At 44.2% G+C, this 22,603-nt stretch carries 20 protein-coding genes and 1 pseudogene; 9 read left to right on the top strand and 12 right to left on the bottom strand.

Annotation, left to right across the window (positions count from 1 at the left end; genetic code table 11):
* Positions 1–4 precede the first annotated feature (4 nt).
* Positions 5–3,406, bottom strand: a complete 3,402-nt coding sequence (locus DKT75_RS17325) for an nSTAND1 domain-containing NTPase (RefSeq protein ID WP_158278906.1) — start codon at positions 3,404–3,406, stop codon at positions 5–7.
* 132 nt (positions 3,407–3,538) lie between these two features.
* Between DKT75_RS17325 and DKT75_RS17330 the strand changes: the two are divergent.
* Positions 3,539–4,354 (top strand): annotated as a pseudogene (locus tag DKT75_RS17330) (ATP-binding cassette domain-containing protein); the annotation flags it as partial.
* Between the two features lie 106 nt (positions 4,355–4,460).
* Here DKT75_RS17330 and DKT75_RS17335 read toward each other — a convergent pair.
* The gene (locus DKT75_RS17335) at positions 4,461–5,042 is read right to left on the bottom strand and encodes a hypothetical protein (protein WP_109825140.1); all 582 of its coding nucleotides are present in this window, start codon (positions 5,040–5,042) and stop codon (positions 4,461–4,463) included.
* 342 nt (positions 5,043–5,384) lie between these two features.
* Here DKT75_RS17335 and DKT75_RS17340 point away from each other — a divergent pair, with 342 nt between their 5' ends.
* Positions 5,385–6,695 carry a GGDEF domain-containing protein gene (locus DKT75_RS17340; RefSeq protein WP_109825142.1) on the top strand — a complete coding sequence of 437 codons (1,311 nt, stop codon included), beginning with the start codon at positions 5,385–5,387 and terminating at the stop codon, positions 6,693–6,695.
* 89 nt (positions 6,696–6,784) lie between these two features.
* On the opposite strand, the gene ggt is transcribed toward DKT75_RS17340, so the two are convergent.
* Positions 6,785–8,527: a gamma-glutamyltransferase gene (gene ggt / locus DKT75_RS17345; RefSeq protein ID WP_109825144.1), complete on the bottom strand. Its 1,743-nt coding sequence runs from the start codon at positions 8,525–8,527 to the stop codon at positions 6,785–6,787.
* 437 nt (positions 8,528–8,964) lie between these two features.
* Here ggt and DKT75_RS17350 point away from each other — a divergent pair, with 437 nt between their 5' ends.
* Entirely contained in the window at positions 8,965–9,993 is a 1,029-nt protein-coding gene (locus tag DKT75_RS17350; RefSeq protein ID WP_211665477.1) for an MBL fold metallo-hydrolase, read from the top strand.
* Positions 9,994–10,132: 139 nt separating this feature from the next.
* Here the strand turns inward: DKT75_RS17350 and DKT75_RS17355 are convergent, their stop codons facing one another.
* The 5 genes from DKT75_RS17355 to DKT75_RS17375 all read right to left on the bottom strand — a co-directional run bounded on the left by DKT75_RS17355 (position 10,133) and on the right by DKT75_RS17375 (position 14,851).
* Positions 10,133–10,960 carry a type 1 glutamine amidotransferase gene (locus DKT75_RS17355; RefSeq protein ID WP_109825148.1) on the bottom strand — a complete coding sequence of 276 codons (828 nt, stop codon included), beginning with the start codon at positions 10,958–10,960 and terminating at the stop codon, positions 10,133–10,135.
* Positions 10,957–11,826 carry a TauD/TfdA dioxygenase family protein gene (locus DKT75_RS17360; RefSeq protein WP_109825150.1) on the bottom strand — a complete coding sequence of 290 codons (870 nt, stop codon included), beginning with the start codon at positions 11,824–11,826 and terminating at the stop codon, positions 10,957–10,959. Before DKT75_RS17360 ends, DKT75_RS17355 begins: the two co-directional genes overlap by 4 nt.
* Before the next feature lie 10 nt (positions 11,827–11,836).
* Entirely contained in the window at positions 11,837–13,225 is a 1,389-nt protein-coding gene (locus DKT75_RS17365) for an aldehyde dehydrogenase family protein (protein ID WP_109825152.1), read from the bottom strand.
* A gap of 209 nt (positions 13,226–13,434) precedes the next feature.
* Positions 13,435–13,848, bottom strand: a complete 414-nt coding sequence (locus DKT75_RS17370) for a secondary thiamine-phosphate synthase enzyme YjbQ (RefSeq protein WP_109825154.1) — start codon at positions 13,846–13,848, stop codon at positions 13,435–13,437.
* Between the two features lie 481 nt (positions 13,849–14,329).
* Positions 14,330–14,851, bottom strand: coding sequence for a 2'-5' RNA ligase family protein (locus DKT75_RS17375; protein ID WP_109825156.1), 522 nt, complete (start codon positions 14,849–14,851; stop codon positions 14,330–14,332).
* A gap of 345 nt (positions 14,852–15,196) precedes the next feature.
* Between DKT75_RS17375 and DKT75_RS17380 the strand changes: the two genes are divergently transcribed.
* Positions 15,197–16,591 carry an aminotransferase class V-fold PLP-dependent enzyme gene (locus tag DKT75_RS17380; RefSeq protein ID WP_158278907.1) on the top strand — a complete coding sequence of 465 codons (1,395 nt, stop codon included), beginning with the start codon at positions 15,197–15,199 and terminating at the stop codon, positions 16,589–16,591.
* Positions 16,592–16,674: 83 nt separating this feature from the next.
* Here the strand turns inward: DKT75_RS17380 and DKT75_RS17385 are convergent, their stop codons facing one another.
* From DKT75_RS17385 to DKT75_RS17395, 3 genes are read right to left on the bottom strand one after another with little or no spacing between them, the layout of a single operon-like run.
* Positions 16,675–17,163 carry an Lcl C-terminal domain-containing protein gene (locus DKT75_RS17385; RefSeq protein WP_158278908.1) on the bottom strand — a complete coding sequence of 163 codons (489 nt, stop codon included), beginning with the start codon at positions 17,161–17,163 and terminating at the stop codon, positions 16,675–16,677.
* Between the two features lie 31 nt (positions 17,164–17,194).
* A complete protein-coding gene (locus tag DKT75_RS17390) occupies positions 17,195–18,361 on the bottom strand; it encodes an Lcl domain-containing protein (RefSeq protein WP_109825162.1) in 1,167 nt (388 codons plus the stop codon).
* Between the two features lie 7 nt (positions 18,362–18,368).
* Positions 18,369–18,791, bottom strand: a complete 423-nt coding sequence (locus tag DKT75_RS17395; protein WP_109825164.1) for a hypothetical protein — start codon at positions 18,789–18,791, stop codon at positions 18,369–18,371.
* A 123-nt stretch (positions 18,792–18,914) separates the two neighbouring features.
* Between DKT75_RS17395 and DKT75_RS17400 the strand changes: the two genes are divergently transcribed.
* Genes DKT75_RS17400 through DKT75_RS17420 form a run of 5 tightly spaced genes read left to right on the top strand, consistent with a single transcriptional unit; the run spans position 18,915 to position 22,023 of the window.
* Positions 18,915–19,355 (top strand): GNAT family N-acetyltransferase, encoded by a 441-nt coding sequence (locus tag DKT75_RS17400; protein WP_109825166.1) that lies wholly within the window; start codon positions 18,915–18,917, stop codon positions 19,353–19,355.
* Between the two features lies 1 nt (position 19,356).
* Positions 19,357–19,848, top strand: a complete 492-nt coding sequence (locus DKT75_RS17405) for a GNAT family N-acetyltransferase (RefSeq protein ID WP_158278909.1) — start codon at positions 19,357–19,359, stop codon at positions 19,846–19,848.
* Positions 19,849–19,859: 11 nt separating this feature from the next.
* Positions 19,860–20,561 (top strand): 2-phosphosulfolactate phosphatase, encoded by a 702-nt coding sequence (locus DKT75_RS17410; protein ID WP_109825170.1) that lies wholly within the window; start codon positions 19,860–19,862, stop codon positions 20,559–20,561.
* 19 nt (positions 20,562–20,580) lie between these two features.
* Entirely contained in the window at positions 20,581–21,120 is a 540-nt protein-coding gene (locus DKT75_RS17415; RefSeq protein WP_109825172.1) for a demethoxyubiquinone hydroxylase family protein, read from the top strand.
* 15 nt (positions 21,121–21,135) lie between these two features.
* Positions 21,136–22,023, top strand: coding sequence for an AraC family transcriptional regulator (locus DKT75_RS17420; RefSeq protein WP_211665478.1), 888 nt, complete (start codon positions 21,136–21,138; stop codon positions 22,021–22,023).
* On the opposite strand, the gene DKT75_RS17425 is transcribed toward DKT75_RS17420, so the two are convergent.
* The gene (locus DKT75_RS17425; protein ID WP_170310681.1) at positions 21,985–22,578 is read right to left on the bottom strand and encodes a LysE family translocator; all 594 of its coding nucleotides are present in this window, start codon (positions 22,576–22,578) and stop codon (positions 21,985–21,987) included. The two genes, DKT75_RS17420 and DKT75_RS17425, sit on opposite strands and share 39 nt — an antisense overlap.
* Between the last annotated feature and the right edge of the window lie 25 nt (positions 22,579–22,603).

Genomic DNA, 22,603 nt, shown 5'->3' on the forward strand with positions numbered 1-22,603 from the left:
CATCTCAAAGACGCACTAGGCTATCTCCAGCAGAAGCCAACATACTACCGTCCGGGTTATAAGCCACAGCATGCACACCAGATTTATGACCAATCAGTGTTTTTAATACCTCACCAGTTGCAACATCCCAGAGTCGAATTGTTTTATCTTTTGATGCTGAAGCTAGGGTTTTGCCGCTCGGACTATACGATAACCCAAGCACCTCTTTTGAGTGTCCTTTAAAAACATTCAACTCCTCACCAGTTGTAGTACTCCAAAGACGTACAGTTTTATCCTCTCCCCCTGAAGCCAAGACCTTACCGTTTGGGTTATATGCCATTGCAAAAACTGAAGCCTGATGCCCCTGAATCGTTTTTAGCTCCTCCCGAGACGTAGCATCCCAAAGACGTAATTTATTGTCCCAAGATCCAGAGGCGAACACTTTACCATTAGGACTGTACACAAGTGTTGCTAATGAGGCCCCATTAACCTGTAATGTTTTTAGTAGCTCACCATTGGTTACGTCCCAAAAGCGCATAGTCTTGTCTTCCCCAGCAGAAAGCAGAACTTTACCGTTAGGGCTATATGTCAGCGCATACACGTTAGAAACATGGCCAATTAAAGTCTTCATCTCTTTTCCACTAGTTGCATCCCAGAGACGCACGGCTCCGTCCTGAGAACCAGATGCCAAGACCTTGCCATTTGGACTATATTTTAGTACATGAATCTCAGAACCGTGATTAGTTAAAATCTTCAATGATTCACCGCTACTTGCATCCCAAAGATGCACCGCTTTATCTTCTCCGGCAGAAGCTAACATCTCTCCATTAGGGTGATATTCAAGAGTTTTAATCCGCTCAGTATGCCCCTTTATTATTTTGATTTCTTTGCCACTGGCCACCTCCCAAAGGCGCACAGTTTTATCTTTTCCAGCAGAGGCCAATACCTTTCCATCGGGGCTATATGCCAACGTCATCACCCAATCTGAATGCCCCTTCAGAACTTTAATTACCTCACCTGTTTTAGCATCCCAAAGGCGCACCGTTTCATCCCAAGAACCGGAAGCCAAAGTCTTTCCATTCGGGCTGTAAATTAAAGCTGTTACGATAGAGCTATGCCCCTTTAATACTTTGATATGCTCCCCATTTTGAGCGTCCCAAAGATTTATAGAGTCGTCTTCACCGGGTGATGCTAGTGTTTTTCCATCGGGGCTGTATGCCAACGCGTCCACCGCCTCGCCCAGGTTTGCAGAATCTGTAGTGAATCTTTGTGGTTCAAGGCTATCGGAACTCATGAGGCTCAGTTCACTAAAAACTGAAGGGCGAATAGCCACTTTGTTTTTGGGGATTTCAAGGTTTTCAGCTCCTAGTGTATAAAGTATTGCTGATCGCAAACTATCTGTATCACTCATGTTTTTACTATTAGCCAAAGCTGACAGTGCTTTTTCTTCTAAAGCTTTTGATAAATTAAAATTCGCGATTTTTATACTCTTTTCAACTTCGGCTTTTGCTTGCTGGGCCTTTCTTTCAGATTGAACAGCAAAAAATGTAGCCGCAAACATTACTACAGCAAAAACGGCCATAGTCACTGCCAACCACTTCAACTGTTTCTGCTTCCTCAACTCCTCTCGCTTTTCAGTGTCTCTTAAGTCAAGACTAGCCGCGATAAACCGCTGCTCCAAATCATTAGCCGCACAAATACCACTACTTAACCACTCCTCCGCAACAGCCAATCGCGACCCTGTAAATAACCAAGAGTTCTTCTCCCCATGCTTGACCCAATCTTGAGTCGCACTACTAACCTGATGCTGTAACCGCAGCTGCTCCCTATCTTCATCAATCCATTCTCTCAGCTGTGACCATCCCCGAATCAAAGCCTCATGAGAAACCTCAACAAACGCTAGCCCATCTTTTCGCTGCGTAGTCAGCAACCGCGCATCTGTTAAAGTCTGAATAACCCATTGAGAATCATCTTGCCCTTCAAACTCTTCCAACTTCGATCGTCGTCGAGTGTCCTCCGTGCCTGCTCCCGGCTGTACCAACCGCCGGAAAATTAATCGGCATTGCTTCTGAAACTCAGGCGAAAAACCCTCATAAATCTGATTTGCGCGCTGCTCCAACGCACCCACCAAACCACCAAACTGCTGATAATCCTCCAACCGTAAAGTACGTGACTTCCGCTGCTCCCATAACTGCATCAACGCATACTGCAATAAAGGTAAACTACTAGGCTGTTGCTTCACATCCTGCAAAATAACCTGAATTAAACCCGCTTCCAGCTCACAACCCATACGCCGTGTAGGAAGCACAATCGCCTCCCGTAACTCATCCTCATTCATCGTATTAAGCAAGTATTGCTGACTCTCAAGACAGCGTGACAGCTGAGGATAAGCACTACAGTTTGCATAAAAATCAGCACGCAATGTCAGTACCACAATGATCCGGCCAGTCGATTCCGCCGCAGCTGACAACAAGTTATTTAGTAAGGATTGACGCTCCTTCTCGTCATGGCATAAGGTAAATACTTCCTCAAACTGATCAGCCAATATCACTAAATAACGACTGTCATCACCATGCAACCATTCCAAACCCAAGTCATGTAACTGCAGTGGCTCTTTGTGAAATTTCTCTATTAGCTCGCGTGTATCCCAGCGACTTTTTAGACTTAGGTGCGCATTAATTGCAACCGCAAGACTCTGTAGTGGTTTTTCGCCGGGTTTGAAAACTAGTTGAGGCCAATCATTGCTATCAGGCAAGGCACTATTTTGCAAAGCGGCTAATAAACCTGCACGAGCTAACGAAGACTTCCCACTCCCTGAAGCACCAATAATGGCAAGAAACCTTGGCTCAAACTCTTCACACGGTGATATTAGCTTATCCACAGGCTGAATATGCCGGAGTAATAACTGGGTGACCTCACCACGCCCGAAGAAAAACGGAGCATGTTCAATATCAAAATACTGTAGACCACGATAAGGATTTTCCAGGTTATCAGTATTGTCACCCGAACCCGGCTTTTCATTTCTAATGCCTGCTACAAGGCGACTATAAGTATTAGTTTCTTCTACAGATCCATGAAAGCGAACACCATTATAAGCCTGCAAAAAAGGCGGAAGTTTAGCTATTGCATCCTCTGGTGCATCTGGCAACAACACAGGTATCACCCGCAAACCCTGCTGGGTGATACTCCGATCCAACGCTACTCGCATTTCGGCCTGATGCCATGGCCCCTCACCATGATTACCAATAAAAATCAGACAAACATCACTGGTCTTTAAAGCCTGCTCTAGACCTTCTTGCCACTTTTCACCAGGTATCAAATCCCATTTATCTAACCATGGATCGAAACCTTCTTTGCGCAGTTGCAAGGCTAATTTTTCAACAAGTGGCTTGTCAGCAGAACTATGGGATAGAAATACCTTTAACACGGATTTTTCCTTGCTGTATTTAAAAGACATGGCTCACGCATTGTAGGTTGAAAAACAACCTAACGGAATCTAATATCGAGCTTTCCATACAGATAGCTTCTCAGGCTACTCAAGTCATCCCGTCAAATGCAAAAAAGCAAAGCGCGTATGCAGCGTTTTGAGGAGCTATCTTCTAGTGATTATCAGGCGCGTTCAGAGACCAATGAGATTTACATTGCTCCCGGCCCACGTCTGGGTGATTTGGTTATTGAAGCTAAAGGCATTAGTAAATCCTTTGGTGAGCGAATGCTGTATGAAGACCTAAACTTCAATCTACCTAGAGGTGGCATCGTCGGTATTATCGGGCCTAATGGTGCGGGTAAGACCACGCTGTTCCGCATGATTACGGGTGAAGAAACGCCTGATAAAGGTGAGTTTACGGTCGGTGAAAGTGTGCAGATTGGTTATGTCGATCAATCACGTGACTCGCTTGCTGATGATAGATCGGTCTGGGAAGAAATTGCCGATGGCCAAGAGATTATTACCGTAGGTGGTTATCAGATTTCATCTCGTGCGTATTGTGGACGTTTCAACTTCAAGGGTGACTCTCAACAGAAACGTGTTGGCGACTTGTCGGGTGGTGAACGTAACCGAGTGCATTTGGCGAAACTGCTTAAATCAGGCGGCAACTTAATGCTGCTCGATGAGCCAACCAATGACCTGGATGTGGAAACCTTGCGAGCGCTGGAAGAAGCTCTATTGAACTTCCCAGGTTGTGCCGTTGTTATCTCTCATGATCGCTGGTTCTTAGACAGAATTTCGACTCATATTCTAGCATTTGAGGGTGACTCACAAGCGACGTGGTTTGAGGGTAACTATAGTGACTATGAAGAAGACTATAAGCGCCGTCATGGGAACAAAGAGCTGAACCCTGAGCGTATTAAGTATAAGAAGTTGAAGACGGCTTGATGCATTGTGTTTCATTGGGTTACTAATTATTCAGGGTGGCAATTCTGCCACCCTTCAATAACTGGCACTACTGAATGACATGCTTTGTGCTGATTGTAATGCGGAACTATATCCGTTTAATGGTCATATTTTGTGTGTTAACTACCCAGCGCACATTATTGATTGTGTATATGTTAAGGTTAGTGGTGAGCAAAGAGTTGGCCCATAAGCCAGTACCGCAAGTGCTCTTGCGAATCGGTTGAGTTACGCCCAAATCGATAGGGGAATATGCTTTTCCAACCTTACCTTTGTAATAGGTGACAACAGCGCTTTTATCTTGGTTACTTCTCACGGTGTTGTTAAATGTAATCAAATTTAAACCGCTGTTAGCTAAGTACATTCTATTTTTCCCCTTTATACCTTCCCAGTGCTTAAAGCTCCAAAGCTGCTTTATTTGACCAAACGGCATTGCTTCAAATGCTAAGCCATATGAGTCCCTTTTCTTAACGAGCCTACCTTTCTCTAAGGCCCATTTGCTTGGTACCAGCTTTAGAAAAAAGTGTTGATTTGGTGAAGTTAGAATGCTTGATTGTCTTGAGTTCAGTGTCTTTACTGTGTCGATAGTTGCAGCCATTGGCCTTACTGGTGTGCAAGACAATGCTGCATCGGCGAGGAGTAGCGCAGGAAGAGCTAGTGCAAATCGTTTCATAAAATCCTTTTAATAGCGTTAGTTGATTTAAGGTTTATTTTGTCCTTTATCTAATCAAATAGTTCATTTTTTCGCTAGGTTTTTATTTAAGTATATTTTTATTTTATGTGGTGGTTGAGCCTACACTTGAGACACTCCGACTAGTGAGTGTACAGATAGAGTATTGACGTAGAGAAATTGATATTTCTATTGGCCACGCTGTGTAATAATCCCGCGACTTAGCATGTGTTAGTCATAACTAAGAAGATCAGTAAGTCTCAAGTCGATTGGGGGTGACAAAGTGCTGATAAACAGGATGTTTAATTTTAGTCGTAGATCGAATTTGTATTGAAGTAACGGAATATGAAACCCCAGTATTATAATATTGTTCGAATAACCGCGTTTATTCTAACGATCATTCTTATTTTTGCCCAAAAGCATTTCCCTCAAAAAACGCTAGATATCGACCCTACCAATAACGTGCTGTACACCTTGTATTCTGATAGCGGTTCAGGTGGAAAAAGTGAAGCTTCTTGGATCGATGAAAAGAGCGGGCATTGGAAGTGCCATCTTATAAAAAGTGAAGTATACCCAATCTGTGGTTTATCAATAAGCTTCTCTCAGGTTCCTTATGAGACGATTGATGCTGAGAAGTATAATGCGATGCAACTAGAGCTTGAGTACAAAGGAGCTGCAAAAAAAATCCGCATTTCATTACGTAATTATAACGCCTTGTACTCAGAGAAAAATGTTATAGAGACAGCAAAATTTCATTCCGTCAATGTACTCACTACTGAGTTAACCTCTGAAACAACCATTAGCATGCACGAGTTTTCCGTCGCAGATTGGTGGAAGGATAAGTACGATATTCCTCGCTCATTATCGACACCTGAATTTAGTGGTTTGGTGTCTATAGGTATTGAGCAAGCTGTTCCAGAAGTCTTTGGCGAGCATGAATACAAACTCGTTAGTATGCGTTTTACGGGTGACTGGCTAAGTGCGGAAACCTTATATATTTCAATTATTATTGGCTGGCTGTTTATTTTAGCATTTGAGGCGATTAGCTGGCTCTTAAGGCAGCGAGATAGAAGTCGAGAGAACATCAATCGACTCTCTGCCCTAGAAGTAGAATCAGAGAAATATAAGGAATTGTCTAGCACCGATTCGCTGACGGGTGTGGCTAACCGTAGTGGTTTTTCGAAAAAAATGGAACTGATAAGCAATGACAAATATTGCCAATTACATTGTTATGCCTTGCTGGTTTTAGACTTAGATCACTTCAAACACATAAATGATGAACATGGTCATTTTATGGGTGACGTAGTTTTAAAAGAGTTTGCTGAAAGGGTTGCGACCATTATTCGTGCGGAAGATGTTTTTGCGCGTTGGGGAGGTGAAGAGTTCATCATTTTAGCGCGCATGCAAAGCCAAGGGTCAGAATATATTTTAGCCGAAAAAATTAGGGCGAAAGTGGAAGAGAGCAACTTTGGCGCTGATAAATCAATAGTGGCCACGGTTAGCATCGGTGTAGCTGCTAGCAAGGTAGGTGATACCTTTGATGACTTATTTAAACAGGCTGATGAGAATCTATATACGGCAAAACGAAATGGGCGTAATCAGGTAGTTTACAATTCACGTCCTGCTAAAGTAATAGGGTGTCCAGAAGGGCAGTAAACTGCATATCCACTGTTAACCGTTTCCAACTGATTTACCAAGTTGGAAACGGTTAAGTAGGGTGGTTAAGCTAGGGGTATTTCGCTAGTCTACTTACCCAGTGCTCGTCCAACACGACGAGGGTCAGCACCACCTTCCATGCCATCTTTACCAATGGTAATCCCGTGTAAACCAGAGTTAAGATCTCTAACACTCACCTTGTGACCTAGCGCTTCCAAACCTTCTTTAAGCTCAGCTGCTTTAGTGCCTTGCTCAAGGTCAGTGCCACCGTTACGGTTCACATAGTGCGGCATGCTAATGGCTTGTTGAATATCCATATCCCACTCCATCACACCCAGCATTGTTTTAGCCACGTAGTTGATAATGCGACTTCCACCCGGCGAACCAATCGCCATCACCAAGTTGTCATCCTTATCAAACACCATAAACGGTGACATAGAGCTACGAGGGCGTTTACCCGGTTGAACGCGGTTAGCAATTAACTCGCCATCACTTGCTTCGCTAAACGAGAAGTCAGTTAACTGGTTATTAAGTAAGAATCCACGCACCATTACTGTGGAGCCAAACGCCATCTCGATACTAGAGGTCATTGAGAAAGCATTACCTTGCTTATCAACGATACTAAAGTGAGTGGTACTAGGTTGCTCAGGTGACGTCGATTCTAGCCAGTTGGTATTAGCATTAGGCGGCGTACCCGCGGTAGCTTTACCCATGTCTTTATCGCCGATCAGCTTGGCACGCTCTTTTAGGTAGTCACCATCAATCAGGCCTTCAACAGGCACATCTACAAAGTCTGCATCAGCCATGTACTTAGCACGATCTGCGTAAGCTAATTTACCTGCTTGCGCGAATAGGTGAGCGGCTTCGACGGATAGCGGCTCATATTGTGCGAGGTCTTTGTCTTCCAATAACTTTAGTATTTGGATAACCGTCATACCACCCGACGTTGGTGGCCCCATGCCACACACTTTAAATGCTTTGTAGGGTGCACACACCGGAGGGCGCTCGATAGCTTGGTAGTTAGCCATGTCACTAGTGGTTAATAAACCAGGGTTGTCCGCAGCGGTAATGCGTACTGCACCAACGATGGATAAGGCTATGTCGCCTTTATAAAACCCCTTTGCGCCTAGTAATGAGATGCGTCGTAACGTCATTGCAAACTCAGGATTTTTCTTCATGACGCCCGCTTGTAGCGGCTTACCGTCTGGGAAGAAATAGCGCCAAGTGTCGCCATAGCGACCGAGTGCTGGATTTGTTTTATTGGCGATAGAAGCTGCAAGTTTAGGAGAGACTTCAAAGCCTTCTTCAGACAGTTTGATAGCATCTTCAAAAAGATCCGCCCAAGGGAGAACACCGTGTTGCTTGTGGACTTTTTCCATCATCGCGATCACGCCTGGTACACCGACTGCACGACCACCGGCCAGTGCTTCCCACCAGCTCATGTTTTTGCCGTTCTCTTGGAACAGTTTGCCATCGGCTAACATTGGCGCTTTTTCACGACCGTCGTAGCTTGATAACGCCTTTTTTTCATTATCCCAATACAGTGAAAACGCACCGCCACCGATACCACTAGACTCAGGCTCGACGAGGTTAAGCACCAATTGCACTGCAATAGCCGCATCTATCGCGCTACCGCCTTTTTCGATAATACGCATACCCGCTTCACTGGCGTAGGGGTTTGCGGAGGACACCATGTATTCGCTGGCTTTTACTAGATTTTGTTCAATACGGCCGTTGCCGAACTCGGGATAGCGTGCTTCTTTTGCAATGACGACACTGCTGATCAGTGCGCAACTAACTGCCGTTGCCAATAATGTTATTGCTCGTTTCATGTCTAACCTCCTTGTTATTTTTACTATCAAGTGTGCGTTAAAAACGCTTTGGCTCGCCTATCCACATTACAGCTAGGTTTTATATAAAACAATGATGAATGAATTAAATATTGGTCACTGAAGACATAGCGAATACACTTCACATAGGAAACTTTAAAGCTTATTTATTGAAAATTCTGTCTTGACTCTACCCCTAGGAGCAAGGTTTATAGTGTGGCCCTTTATTAATGAAAGAGTAGAATCAATGAGTTTTAAAGTTAGAACGTTTTTAATGACAGATGAGTCCTTGGTCATAGGGAGAGAGTTTGTGATACAGCTTGCTAAACAAGGTGCGAACCTCTGCATCAAGACTGTTGTATAGTCGCGCAATGAAATTAAAAAAACTACTCAAATGGGCGCTAATAACAGGCGCTGTCATCATAATAGGATCTTGTGCTGTGACTAAAAACATAGAAGCAAATATCGTTCAGCCACTGGAAGCATCCGAAAACTATCGTGATGGGAAATTTCACAACGCAACACCAAAAAGCAAACCTAGCTTTGGTGAAATGATGTACGTGCTAAAGCGTTATATCACTGAAAAGAAAATAGACCCAGAGCCTAAAAATGGCCTGCCTATTCAGCAAGTAACACGTGCTCAGTTAGATGCATTAAGTGATGACGAACTTCACTTAGTCAAACTAGGACACTCGTCGATACTAATTAAAGCGAACGGTGAATACTGGCTAATAGACCCTGTGTTTGCAGATCGTGCGTCGCCTTTTAGCTTTTTAGGGCCTAAGCGTTTTCAACCAACACCAATCACGATTGACGAATTACCACCGATTGATAAGGTGCTGATCTCGCATAACCACTATGACCACTTAGACAAAGCAGCTATCAAAAAACTGATAGGTAAAACCAAGCAGTTTTTAGTGCCTATGGGTGTTGAAGGTGACTTGCAAAAGTGGGGTGCTGATAAAAGCCAAGTCACACGTTTTAACTGGTGGCAGGAGCTAAAGGTTGGCGACACCTTATTTGCGTTTACGCCCTCTCAACACTTCTCTGGACGTGGGCTAGGGGATGGCAATACTACTTTGTGGGGTTCTTGGGTTATTCAAACCGCTGGTAAGAGTCTTTATTTTAGTGGTGACTCTGGGTACTTTGACGGCTTTAAAAAGATTGGTGAAAAGTACGGCCCATTTGACTTAACGATGATTGAAACGGGTGCTTATAACGAAGACTGGCCAGACGTTCACATGTTTCCGAAGGAGTCAGTGCAGGCGCATATTGATTTGCGTGGCGTGACGATGTTACCGATTCATAACAGTACGTTTGATCTGTCGTTTCACCCTTGGTATGAGCCGTTAAAGCGAGTGACTGTTGAGGCGGAAGCACAAGGTGTAAAGCTCACAACACCTATTGTGGGTGAGGTGTTTACGGTTGATAAAGCCAGTGATGGGGCTTGGTGGGAGAAGTATTTGTAATTACACTACCAAGCCTCTAGACCATAACCGTTACTGATCGATATTTAGATAGATGAAAGCTTTTATCACAGCCTGTTTGCGTTAAGCAAAACAGGCTGTGTAGTCGGGTAATAACGGCGAAGCAGCTTACAAATTCACATCATATATTGAAAAAGTGTGAGAGCCAGTTTCTGACTTCGAGCGTTTTTATAGATTGGTTGCGCAGATCTGTATCAAGACCTAATTTCCAAGCAATATCCTCACGACTATCATCGTCATTCAGTGCGCGAAGCTCGGACACAAAGTCCTCAACTGCCGCCGAGTCTCGGAACGTGCCTTGTGAAATCAGTCCGTCTTGGCGTACGACTGTAAGCGCTGCAATCTCTGAAAAATCATACTCAGGATGATATTGGACAGCCCAAAACTCGCCATTAGAAAATTTCACTTCCACCGCTTGCACGGGTGAAAATGAGTTACCCGCTAACCGTGTTCCCGTTTCGGGCATGGTCGTAATATGATCCGAGTGCGAGGTGAAACCGTCAAATATTGGCGGCTTTCCTTTATACATCGGATGCGCTTTTCCAGCGTCCGTCAGTCCAATCTTTCGGGCTACGCCAAACTCACGTCCTTTGGGATTGGCTGTCACAGCCCCGCCCGCCGTATTTGCAGCCAATTGTGCCGCCCAGCAACTACCAAACTGTGGAATGCCTGCGTCAAATAATTGCTTACATAAGTCGATATGGCGTTGGACGACCTCATCCTTCTCAGAGAAAAACAAGTTCGACCCTGTCCAGCACACACCGTCATATTGGCTGAGATCAATATCAACTGCTTGCGCTAGCGATATTTCTGCAATATCAATTTGATCGCTGGGCAAAAAGTCGGACAGCATCTTTTTATACAGCTCTCCAGCTTGAGTTGCACCGGCACCTTTCAGTAACGTTTTACCACCTGTGTCATATCCATCAATGACAAGTAGGCGCGTCATAATGCACCTCCAAGTGTGTCTCCATTGACTGTAATTCGATAAATTAGGCGCTCATATTTTTCGTAATCATTAAGGGCGGCATGTTGCACGATGCGGTTATCCCACATTGCGACCGTGCCTTTTTCCCATGTGAGGCGGCATTGAAAGTCGATACGCACAGCATGCTCACATAGATACTTAATCAGTGGGCTACTCTCCTCAACAGTCCAACCTTTGAAGTGACTGGTGAACATAGGGTTTACATAGAGCGCTTTTTTACCCGTCACAGGATGCTTGATAATAACTGGGTGCTCTACACTGGCAGCAATGATGTCAGATTTTTTATAAGTGATAGGGCCATCACCATCATACTTTTCTAGCGCCGTTGGTGACGTATAAGCATCTTTAGCTGAATGCACGGCAGTCAAACCTTCAAGGGTTTTCTTCATGCCGTCTGATAAGTGCTCATAAGCCATTTGCTGATTAGCAAACAAGGTATCGCCACCAACTTCAGGGATGACTTCTGCAAACAGGATTGAGCCTAGACTTGGCTTTTCAAAGAACGAATTATCCGTATGCCAGCCGACACCAAAGCTTGCTTGCGTACCTGCTGGTTTATGCATGCGGATGATCTCTGGATACTCTTCCATGCTATTGACGATGGGATGAATCTCTAGTGTTCCAAACATTTGGGCAAACTTTTGGTGAGCGGCAAATGACAGCTCTTGGTCGCGAAAACTAATAGCACCATAGGTAAATAAAGCCGTTTTAATTTCGTCTATTTGCTTAGCTGAAATGTCACCGGATAAATCGATGCCCGATATCATCGCGCCCATTGCACCGGTCAAAGGTTTGACCGTGATTGTATCGAAAGTAAGCGTACTCATAATGATCTCCTTATCCAGAAACTGGTAGTTTGAAATGGTAAGACTTTGGTCGAGTTAGGTGCTCAAAACCAAGAGAAGAAAGCGTTGCACCACGTCCAGAGTTTTTAACACCCGTCCACGCCAGTGCTGGGTCAAGATAGTCACAGCGGTTCATAAAGACAGTGCCTGTTTCAAGCTGCTGACCGATAGTTCGTGCAGCGTCGGTATCTTGCGTCCAAATCGAAGCCGTCAATCCAAACTCGCTATCATTCATCAACGTAATGGCTTCATCGTCTCCAGATACAGCCATAATGCCGACAACAGGGCCGAAGGTTTCGTCATGCATGATCGCCATGTCATGACTGACATTGGTTAGGACTTGCGGCTTTAAATAAGGGCTGCCCCAGTTTTCATCCACTGGAAGATGCGCTGTCGCGCCAGCATTTATTGCGGTTTTAATTTGTGTACGAACGCCATCAGCGCCTCTGGCAGTAGCCATTGGCCCCATTGAAATATCAGTGTCCGTTGGATTTCCGAGGGTGAGTACTTTGGCTTCTGTAATCACCGTATCGACGAAAATATCGAACTGGCTTTCATCGACATAGATTCGTTCAATACCGCAGCAGGATTGGCCACTGTTAAAGAATGCACCGTCGGCTAGAGAGACTGCTGCTTCAACGGTATCGGTGTCAGCGCGTACATAAGCAGGGTCTTTACCGCCAAGCTCTAGGCCTGCGCCAATAAATTTATGAGCTATCGCTTTGCTAACAGCATGTCCACCACCGACAGAACCCGTAAAGGCAACATAGTCAACGCGTGGGTCGCCTATAAGTGTTGCCGTCGTGTCATGGGTTAGGAATAAGTGCTGAAACACGCCCTCAGGCAATCCTGCTTTTTCAAATGCTTCGCTATATCGCAATGCCGTCATCGGCGTCTGTGACGCTGGTTTCAAAATAACCGCGTTACCCGCAATTAGCGCTGGGATAATGGCGTTTACCGACGTTAAATAGGGGTAGTTCCAAGGTGCAAGCACTGCAACGATACCTAAAGGTTCTCTGCTAATGCGTCTTTCAAAGCCATCTTTTAAAGGCGGAACATGATCTTTTAGGGCCTCAGGCGCAAGCTCAAACATCATGTCAGCGCGCTCTTTTAGACCAGCAAGTTCTCCCGCGGTATAACGAATAGGGCGTCCCATTTGTTGCGTTATTTCAAGCCCAAGCGGTTCACGATTATCATGAAGGTACTCAACGGCAATTTTTAGTGTTGCAATACGCTCACTAAGAGAAAGGGCCCGCCACTGTTTTTGTCCATCCAGTGCGAGGCTCAAGGCCTTATCCACATCAGTAGTGGCACTATATTGGCCTGTGTAAACGACGGTGTCGTCTATGGGTGAGATACATTCAAACGTTGATTTTGACATAGTCGCAGCCTTAATAAGGAGTGGCGTTCTTAAACACGTGAAATGAAAATATAACAATTTTTTTCATTTTAAGTGAATATACAATAAGGTTTTTTCATTATCAATCCAATGATTTAACATAAATAACCTGCTTCATCCAAGAAAATAAGGCAGTGGACCTTGTCAAAAATGTGGGCTGAAGATTTCATCTACTCCACAGAAGACTAAACTTACCCCATAACCGTAACAACAATACTTCGACTAAAGCGACTCGTGCGATGTTCATAAAGATAAATACCTTGCCAAGTCCCAAGAGCCGCACAACCGTTACTGATCGGTATCGTCAGGCTATCATTGGTTAACATGCAACGAATATGGGCTGACATATCATCGTCTCCTTCGTAGTCATGCCGATACTCAGGGTCGCCATCTGGCGCGAGTCTCTTAAGTACCGTTTCTAAGTCATGGCGTACCGCGCTATCTGCATTTTCAGTGATGATTAGCGAGGCGCTGGTATGTTGGATAAACACATTGCACAGCCCAATATCCACGCCGCTTTTGGCGATTAGCTGATTGATATCATCAGTGATATCGTACGTGCCGCGGCCACTTGTGTTGTAGGTGATTGTTTTTTGGTAAGCCATGCGTTAACCCTTGTAGTCATAGTTGTTTGACGACATTGTGGCTCTATTATTGTGTAAAAGGAATTCCCCCTGTGTCCAATCTTACGCGCTTCGTACTTTTAATATTAGTTAGTCAACCTGCGTATGCGCATGGTGCTCCGCCTGACAGCGTTCTTTTTGGAATTTTGTGCTTTTACTTATTACCTTACTTTGTTGGAGTTTGGCTAGTTGGTAAAGCAAGTTGAGCGTGGTTTTCTGTCATAAGTCTCTTTGTTTACGGCATCAGCCTTGGTTTGATTTATCTATCCGATGGGTTGGATACTGAAGTTGCTTACTATTATTTCTCACCTTTCATGCTTATCCTTATTGCTTTCGTAAAGCGTAAGCGTATTGCTAAAAAAACTGAAGTGTAAGACTAGAAATAGCGTCAACTAGGGTGGTCAGTGGTATTTCTCAATAGCTAACTTCGCAATGAAGCTTACACGTTGTTATTCTTGGCATATTAATCAAAACTAAAAGTAGCAATATTTTTGCTATTTTTAATGTCTTCGTAGCTATTGACGGTGTCTGGTGTTTCTAATGCACCCACACGATCAAACAGTATCGGTTCGTTAAATTTATCTATTGTCTTTGCCAAAGCTCTCCTAATATCTACTGGAATAGACGTATAGGCTAAGCTCAGATGTGGGTTTAGTTCATAATCTGCTGGGTATTTAGTTTGACCTTTGAGCTTGCTGTTCAAGTCCTTTAAACTTTCTGAAAGTTCAAAAGACAAGTAGAAACTTCGTGTGAAAAAGTCTTCAAACTTGATCTCTTTAGGCGTTAACAAAAGTGGCTCTATACCTTTTATTGACTCCCTTAGAAGCTCTCCTGGTGACTCGTCTTCAGATATCTTTCCTGTGTAAAAAGTAAGGTGTGGGGAAAAGCTTGGTCCATCACATGACTTAGCTAAATCATTAACGACTGACTGAAGTAAATTAGCGCTTTCTTCGTTTGGCTTTATATAAAATACTGTTCGTTTCATGCGTTCCTTAAGGTCACTTACAAAAGTAGATATCCAGCGTATGCAATTATAGATGATAGATATGCAGTACAGCATCCCTCAATAGGATTCAGCGTTATTAAACATTCAGCGACTGAAAGCTTTAGCCCATATCAGTATTAAGCTTGGTTGGATTATCATTTGGAAAGTTGCCAAGAGTACAGATTGTTGATAGCAAGTACCGTGGGCTTGTTGTGGCTAAAAAGCTTGTTAACAAGGTATTTATGCTGTGAATAAACCCTCCAAAACGCGTCTAAATTGACTATAGAGCGTATGGTGAATACATTGCTTCCATTAGCAACCCGACTCTTTAGGAAAAGTGCACTTATGCCTGATTTGATTAATGACTTTATTGGTCTAGATACAGAATACAAACTCGCTAGCGGGTCGACCAAGCGTCGTATTCATTTGGACGGTGCAGCGTCACCGCTTGTGATGAAAACGGCAATCGATGCTAGAGATGCGCTGTTACCCCATTATTCCAATAGTCACAGTTTTTCTCATGCCTCAGCGCACGTTTGCAGTCAGGCACACACGTGGGCGAAGCAAACAATTTTAGATACCTGTGGTGCTGATGAGCAATATAGCCTTGTCTCCTTAGGCAATGGCACAACGGGTGTGATGAATAATATTGCTCGCCGTTTAACGAAACGTGCTTCAGAAAAACCAATCGTGCTGGTTTCGGCAATGGAACACCACGCGAATGATTTGCCTCATCGAGAGCAGACAGCTTTAGTAAACGCAGAAGTGATTCATATCCCCTTGGTAGGTGAGTCAGCGCAGCAAGGTGAGATTGATTTAGTTGCGCTTGAGGCTTTACTTAAAGAGCACCCAGGACGCGTAAACTATGTGTCTTTTTCTGGTGTAAGTAACGTCACGGGTATTGTAAATCCTGTTGCTGAGATCGTGGCATTAGCGCATCAATACGATGCTTTGGCAGTGCTTGATGCTGCACAAAGTGCCGCTCACATGAGTCTTAATATCGCTGAGTACGATGTCGACTTTGTAGCGTTTTCAGGTCACAAAGTTTACTGCGCAGGTTCGCCCGGTATCCTCATCGCTAAGTCTGAGTTGCTAGCACATTACCCAAGTGATGAAGTCGGTGGTGGCGTGGTTGAGCGCGTTGACTATGACAGTGTGGACTACCTCAATAGCTACCCTCAACGCGAGCAAGCTGGCACAAAAGATATATTGGGTATTTACTCACTAGCTAAAGTGATGGCGGCTTTACAAGGCTATGGGCTGGATAAGGTTCAAGCGCATGGTGTTGAGTTGTGGCAGTACGCTGCTGAGCAGTTGGCTTCCATTCAAGGCTTAGTAGTTTATGGTCAGACTGAGCAAACTCGCTTAGGTGCGTTGTCGTTTAATATTGAAGACGTTGATCACGGTTTGGTCGCGGCAGTGTTGAGTGATTATTTCGGAATTGCTGTGCGAAACGAGTGCTTCTGTGCGCACCCTTATGTTAGCTCTATGGTGAAAGAAGCACTGTGGGATTTAGACCTTGATAGTGTGCCCGAGGAACAGCAAGCAGCGATGATTAATCGTAAGCGTGGCATGGTGAGGGCGAGTTTTAGCCTGTACAACACACGTGACGATGTTGATGCACTATGTTCGGCGTTACGTGAGATTGTGGCTAATAAAGAAAGCTTTGAGAAAGAGTATGATATTTCGGAGCTGGGGGAGTATCGACACAAGTCTTTTGTGGTTGAATTTACGTTGTAGTCGCTTAGTGTTGAGGTTAGGGCGGCTTTGAGAATGCCGCCCTGACTGGTTTGCCTATAACAGCTAATGTATCTATAAGCGCCTTAGCTTGCGTCCTTCACTAGGCGAACGAACATCCCTTCACTTTTACTAAAGCCTTGATCATTACCATCGGTAAATGACACAGACCACGTGTGTGCATTATTGATGTAGGGAGAGGCTGTCCAGAAGTTGTCGCTGTCCGTATTAGGAAAGATCATTTCGTTTATTGCGGGTGAGCGACAAGAGACTTCAACAATGCTGTGAAGTTCTTTGATGTTGGGTACGCGCCATCCGTCATACGCTTCAGACAGCGCTTGGCTCCATGTGAATGTTAAAGATGCGTCAGTGCAACTAGCATCATCAGAGTTCCATGTTTGACCTTGTGCGCAACGCTTCCACGTTAGATTTGTAACGAGATCTTTGACCTCGTCATTTGAGGTAATAAAGCGGACGTCTGGCGTACTTTTATCAATAGTGCTACTACAAGACTGTGCATGTGCAACGCCTGATAAAAAACCGAAGGTCAACGCGATTATTATAATTGTTTTCATCATCATTTCCTGATCTGCAGATCTTAAATTATTATTGTCCATCACTGACTAAGCGAACACTGTGGCTTTCAGTTTTATGTACTTTACTGCTGCCACCATAGTTAAAGTTAGTTGCCCAAGCTTGCTCACCTGAAAAGGATGCCGAGTAGACAGGTGTTGCGCTCCAGAACACATCAGACGTTGTGTATTGGAAAACACTCAAGTCTGCTGCTGGCTCAACCGCATCATAATTTACAATCGAATTTAGCTCATGGCGGTTAGGTAAGCGCCAGTTGTTTAGGCCGCAGTAGCCCGCTGTATTCACTCGCTCGATGAATGCTTCAGTGTTGCAGTAGCTTGTAACGTTAGAAGCATCATAACCATAACATGAGTCGTTTACGCTATTCTGTTCGCCAGCGGTTCCTGCATTGTTTTGGGCGTTTGAGTTGTACCAAGTGAAAGAGTCACTTGCTTCGTGCAAACTATCACTACTAGCAGTTTCAGTACTAATGTTGCGGTGTTTTCCTTCCCAGATTAAACCTGTGTTTTGGTCTTTTGCGCATGACCAGTCTAGTGCGCTGCTATCAATTTCTGCGCCAGTCTCATCTAATCGTGTGAAGGTAAAACCAGTATGCCCATCAATGTCGTCTGTTGCAGTAAAATCTAAACCGTGGTCCGCATCTTGGTTAGTGAATAAGCCTGATGTGCAGTCGAGATCGACAGAGTCATTACCACGACAGACCGTAATACCTGTATCGTTTAGGCCAAGCCCTGGTGTGGCGATGACGAGTTCACTTGCCGTACCAGTCGTGCCTTCGCTATTGGTAGCACGTACTTGGAAGTAGTAAGGCGTACCTGCGGTTAATGCACTCACTGCTGCTGATGTTGCTGTACCGACGCTAAAACTCGTGCCACCACTGTAGTCAGCGCAGTCGTTAAAATTGGTAATCGTTTCCATTGCGTAGCACAGTTCATAGCTATTGGCATTGGCGGTTTCTTTCCATGACAGTAAAGCTCCTTCATAAGCTGAAACGGCTCTGAAGTTAGACGGTATACCCGGCGTTAAATCAACAGGCTCTTCTGGTACTTCCGGTTCACTAGGCTCTATTACTTCTTCTTCCGTAGAGTCATCTGAGCTACTACTTCCTGATCCACCTGAACCGATAATTAGGAATATACCCAGCGCAATTGCAGTTAGTTGAAAAATGCTTCCTTTCATAGTTATCTCAAGTCCCTTTGAATTTGTTTATGGTGATGTAAGCGGCCAGTGCGCCAAATAAAATCGCGATTACATCGAAGACACTAAAATGACCATTTGCAAAATAGTCTGCGAGTAATGGGGGAAAATAACTCGCTTGATCATGATTTATTAGCTGGCCTAGCTCAAAAATAATGTTTATGATCACCCATAATATAATTGAAAACAAGCCATATTTTTTACCATTAGCCCACCAGCTTAAGAGAGATAGCGAATAGACATGCGCAAAGCTGGGAAGAGAGTTGATGAAATTATTATCAAAAAAATGCAGCTGTTGACTACTTAAACCCAATGCTTGGTAAACCACCGTTCCCTCGCGAAACCACAGATAAAACAGAGCAGTCAGTAATAGCGGTACGGTTATCAGTAATAGCAGTGTTGAGTTTTTCATGAGTTATTTACAGTGGCGTTAAGGGTGCGGAGTTGGCTGTTTTGAGATGATATTACAACGCGAGGAGTATGCGTTAAAAACACGCCTTGGAAAGAGATTAATTTTGTATGAAGGATTTATAACATGGAAATAAGAGCGGTAACTTACAATGAAGTTAAAGCCGTTTTATCACTGATTGATGAGCTTAAAAACGCCAGTTTTTCTAGGCCAAATGACCATCAAATAGCGTCAATATATTTATCGCTGATTGAAAGTGGCGGTTGTGTCGTTGGTGCTTTTATTAACGGTGAGCTTGTTGGTACTTGTACTGTAAATATGTGTTCAAACTTTAGTTGGTCAGGTCGCCCGTTTGCTATTATTGAAAACGTTATTGTGTCAAAAAAGCATCGTAACTGCGGTGTTGGTAAAGCGGTTCTAGGTTTCGCCAGAGACTTCGCTGAGAAAGCTGGGTGTTATAAAGTCGCTTTGATGACTGGTTCTAAAAAGGAGTCAACTCACAAGTTCTATGAGTCAGCAGGTTTCGTGGGTAATAAAACAGGGTTTCAAATTAGGTTTGATGCATAACATGAAGCTAGAAAAAGCTAACAGTGAACAGGACTGGGAAAAGGCGTCTAGTTTATTGTCACAAGTCGTTGACCGGCTGAATGGTTTAGACCGTACATTATGGGCAAAAGATCAGGTGTCTGTTGCTAGCGTTCAACAGTCTTATCGATTAGACGAACTTAATTTTTTAATCGAGACTACTTTTGTAGGGGTGGTATTTCTACAGAAGAGTGACCCGTTATTTTGGCCTGAGATGACAGAGCACGATAGCCTGTATATTCACAAACTCGCAATAGACCCAGTTCGTGCTGGTGAGCAGCTCGGCCAGAAAGCACTGACGGCTATTATTGATCAAGCGAAAATTAGAGGCTTTAGTTGGGTGCGTTTGGACTGCGACGACAGGCCTGAACTTCATCGTTTTTACCAAAATTATGGCTTTGAAATGTTAGATATAAAAGACGTAGGTGAGTTCCGAGTGGCTCGCTACCAATTACTTACAAACACAATCAAATAAGAAGCTACCTCATGAAAATACAAAAACTAGACTTCGTAGAAGGCGCTAAACAAGCAGAAGGTATCACTGTTATTATCGATGTCTTCAGAGCTTTTTCTGTTGCCTGCTATTGCTTCGATAAAGGCGTTACCAAGGTTATTCCTGTTGGTGAGTTTACGGATGCGCTCTCGTATAAAGATGAAAGCAACACAGTTGTCCGTATTGGCGAAAGAGGCGGTAAGAAGTTGTCGGGTTTTGACTTTGGTAATTCTCCGACAGAAATCCAGCTAGAAGATCTAAAAAATAAAGTGGTCGTCCAAACTACTCATGCTGGGACTCAAGGCTTGGTCAATACCCGTAATGCCTCGGAGGTGTTAACAGGCGCATTAGTGAATGCAAAGGCGACGGCAGACTATATCAAGCAGCAGAAACCTGAATGCGTCAGTCTGGTTAGGATGGGGCTTGGCGCGGCTGAGTCCACGGATGAAGATGATCTTTGTGCAGACTACTTGGAAAGCCTCTTGTTGGATAAAGCATTTGATGAAACTGAGATTAGAAACCGTTTAATAGCATCGCCATGTGCTGAACGATTCTTAGATGCTGAAAAGCCTTGGAGCCCGATGTCTGACTTTGAATACTGTACTGATGTAAACAAGTTTGATTTTGTGCTTAGATTGGTTAGGTCGGATAAGGAAATGCCATACTTGGAGCGAGTCAGCCAAGCGCTGATATAACTCGAAAAGTGCATAGACTATGAAATATCGTGAGAGCAACACCGGCTTACCCACTTCCACCAAGATCCTTAAAGTGAATCATGCGGGAGAGTTTGGTGCGGTCAATATCTATCGTTCGCAGCTTTTTTTAGCTAACATTTTCATGAAAGATCTGGTACCTGTTCTCGAAGATTTTCTTGCCGATGAAAAACGTCATTTGGATGTGTTCTGGCAGGAAATACAGCGGCGAAATGGCGTGAAGTGTAAGAGCTATTATTTGTGTGGCCTTGGTGGTTACGCGATGGGGTTTACTTCAGCACTAGTGGGTAGAAGAGGGATTATGGCATGCACTTGGGCAGTGGAGAGTGTTGTGATAAATCACCTACATAATCAGATTGAGTACCTTCAAAGCAAGCAAGATGTAGAAGCACTAAAAGCGGTGCAGGATATTTTAGAAGATGAGCAAAACCATCGAGATACTGGCTTTCAATCGGGCGGTGCTAATAATATGTTTTATCAGCCGTTACGTTGTGTCATTAGTGTGCTTACTGAAGGTGTCATTCGGCTTGGAATGCGTTAGGGCGCAAAAATTATTATGACGTTAATCTTAGACCAAACAAATAAGCAGACCACAACGGCTAGCACGCCCATGTTTTGGCGAGACACCCGCATGCCTCATGTAGAGTTGCGAAGGGTTCAGGACGGCCGAAAGCTCCACTACGCGCCACATAGTCATACGCAATGGTCTCTCGGTGCTATCACCAAGGGCCAGAGCACGTTTATTTACAGGGATGACCAGTATCAGGTGAGTGAAGGCACTTTGGTTATTATGAATCCAAACTGGGTACATGCTTGTAATCCTATTGATAACCAGCATTGGAGCTACCTGATGTTGTATATCGATGCTGATTGGTTAAGCAACCTTAGATATGAGCTAGGCCTTGTTAAAGTGGCTAGTTGGCAAGATATACCTGTCGCAACGCTGTCAACTACCAAGTGGTATTCGGGCTATTGTCAGATGGTGGAATGCCTACTCGATACAGATCGAGCGTTACTAGATAAACAGGCCGCTGTAACGGAGTACTTGAGTGAATTGATGGTGGAGCTATCTGGGCAAGTATCACCGACCTCGAACATACCGACAGCTATGCTGGTACTTGCGGATTATTTAAAGGAAAATGCTTCTGAAGATGTGCCTTTGGAAACAATGTGTGAGCTTTCTGGATATAGCTCTGGGCACCTGATTCGATCTTTTAAACAGTATTTTGGCCTCACGCCACATGCTTATCTAGTCAACCACCGTATTCAATGTGGACAACAAGATTTGAAAAATGGGAATCCTATTGCTGAGGCAGCGGTAGATAATGGCTTTGCGGATCAGCCACATTTTCAACGTACCTTCAAAAAGCTACTAGCAGTGACGCCAAAACAGTATCGGCAGTCATTACTCAATAATCAGAAAGACACAGCTAGCGAGCAGTAAAAGTGCAAGCGTTCGGTTGAGAGTAACGAGTACTTTTGGTTGGGTGATAAAGCGTCGTAGAAAAGCGCCTGCGTAAACCCAGCAACTCAATGATAGCCAGCAAATTGGTAGATACAATGCTGCAAAAATCGTGACATCACCAAAGTTTTGCCCATTGGTATAAGCACCAATCCCTGATGCGGAAGCTATCCATGCTTTAGGGTTGACCCATTGCATGATCGCACCTGTCATAAACCCTGGCGCATTATCGTATTCGCTCGCATCTATTCGCCCGTTATCACGAAACAGCTGAAGACTAAGGTAAAGTAAAAATGAGATGCCTGCCCAGCGCAAGATGACGTTGAGATTGGGGATGACTGACAGCACTGAATAAAGCCCTAGACCGATAGCAACGAAAAGACAGATAAAGCCCAGCGTCGCACCCGTTACGAAGATCAAACCTTTGGATAGTGGATAACGCGAGCCACTGCTGAGGCATATGAGATTAACTGGCCCCGGCGAAATGGATGCCGCTAGCGCAAACGCGGCCATAGGTAGCATCATTGAAATAGTCATTCTTTACTCTCTGCTCTGTAACAAG

This window comes from Leucothrix arctica (genome assembly GCF_003172895.1).
In the GTDB taxonomy this organism is placed as follows: Bacteria; Pseudomonadota; Gammaproteobacteria; order Thiotrichales; family Thiotrichaceae; genus Leucothrix; species Leucothrix arctica.

What these genes read in the sequence shown, in the direction of transcription:
- DKT75_RS17370 (WP_109825154.1), bottom strand. Translation starts at nt 13,848, where the DNA reads ATGGCTTACCAAAAAACAATCACCTACAACACAAGTGGCCGCGGCACG.
- DKT75_RS17420 (WP_211665478.1), top strand. Translation starts at nt 21,136, where the DNA reads ATGACGTTAATCTTAGACCAAACAAATAAGCAGACCACAACGGCTAGC.
- ggt (WP_109825144.1), bottom strand. Translation starts at nt 8,527, where the DNA reads ATGAAACGAGCAATAACATTATTGGCAACGGCAGTTAGTTGCGCACTG.
- DKT75_RS17410 (WP_109825170.1), top strand. Translation starts at nt 19,860, where the DNA reads ATGAAAATACAAAAACTAGACTTCGTAGAAGGCGCTAAACAAGCAGAA.
- DKT75_RS17390 (WP_109825162.1), bottom strand. Translation starts at nt 18,361, where the DNA reads ATGAAAGGAAGCATTTTTCAACTAACTGCAATTGCGCTGGGTATATTC.
- DKT75_RS17405 (WP_158278909.1), top strand. Translation starts at nt 19,357, where the DNA reads ATGAAGCTAGAAAAAGCTAACAGTGAACAGGACTGGGAAAAGGCGTCT.
- DKT75_RS17375 (WP_109825156.1), bottom strand. Translation starts at nt 14,851, where the DNA reads ATGAAACGAACAGTATTTTATATAAAGCCAAACGAAGAAAGCGCTAAT.
- DKT75_RS17360 (WP_109825150.1), bottom strand. Translation starts at nt 11,826, where the DNA reads ATGAGTACGCTTACTTTCGATACAATCACGGTCAAACCTTTGACCGGT.
- DKT75_RS17395 (WP_109825164.1), bottom strand. Translation starts at nt 18,791, where the DNA reads ATGAAAAACTCAACACTGCTATTACTGATAACCGTACCGCTATTACTG.
- DKT75_RS17380 (WP_158278907.1), top strand. Translation starts at nt 15,197, where the DNA reads ATGCCTGATTTGATTAATGACTTTATTGGTCTAGATACAGAATACAAA.
- DKT75_RS17425 (WP_170310681.1), bottom strand. Translation starts at nt 22,578, where the DNA reads ATGACTATTTCAATGATGCTACCTATGGCCGCGTTTGCGCTAGCGGCA.
- DKT75_RS17355 (WP_109825148.1), bottom strand. Translation starts at nt 10,960, where the DNA reads ATGACGCGCCTACTTGTCATTGATGGATATGACACAGGTGGTAAAACG.
- DKT75_RS17415 (WP_109825172.1), top strand. Translation starts at nt 20,581, where the DNA reads ATGAAATATCGTGAGAGCAACACCGGCTTACCCACTTCCACCAAGATC.
- DKT75_RS17400 (WP_109825166.1), top strand. Translation starts at nt 18,915, where the DNA reads ATGGAAATAAGAGCGGTAACTTACAATGAAGTTAAAGCCGTTTTATCA.
- DKT75_RS17385 (WP_158278908.1), bottom strand. Translation starts at nt 17,163, where the DNA reads ATGAAAACAATTATAATAATCGCGTTGACCTTCGGTTTTTTATCAGGC.
- DKT75_RS17335 (WP_109825140.1), bottom strand. Translation starts at nt 5,042, where the DNA reads ATGAAACGATTTGCACTAGCTCTTCCTGCGCTACTCCTCGCCGATGCA.
- DKT75_RS17340 (WP_109825142.1), top strand. Translation starts at nt 5,385, where the DNA reads ATGAAACCCCAGTATTATAATATTGTTCGAATAACCGCGTTTATTCTA.
- DKT75_RS17365 (WP_109825152.1), bottom strand. Translation starts at nt 13,225, where the DNA reads ATGTCAAAATCAACGTTTGAATGTATCTCACCCATAGACGACACCGTC.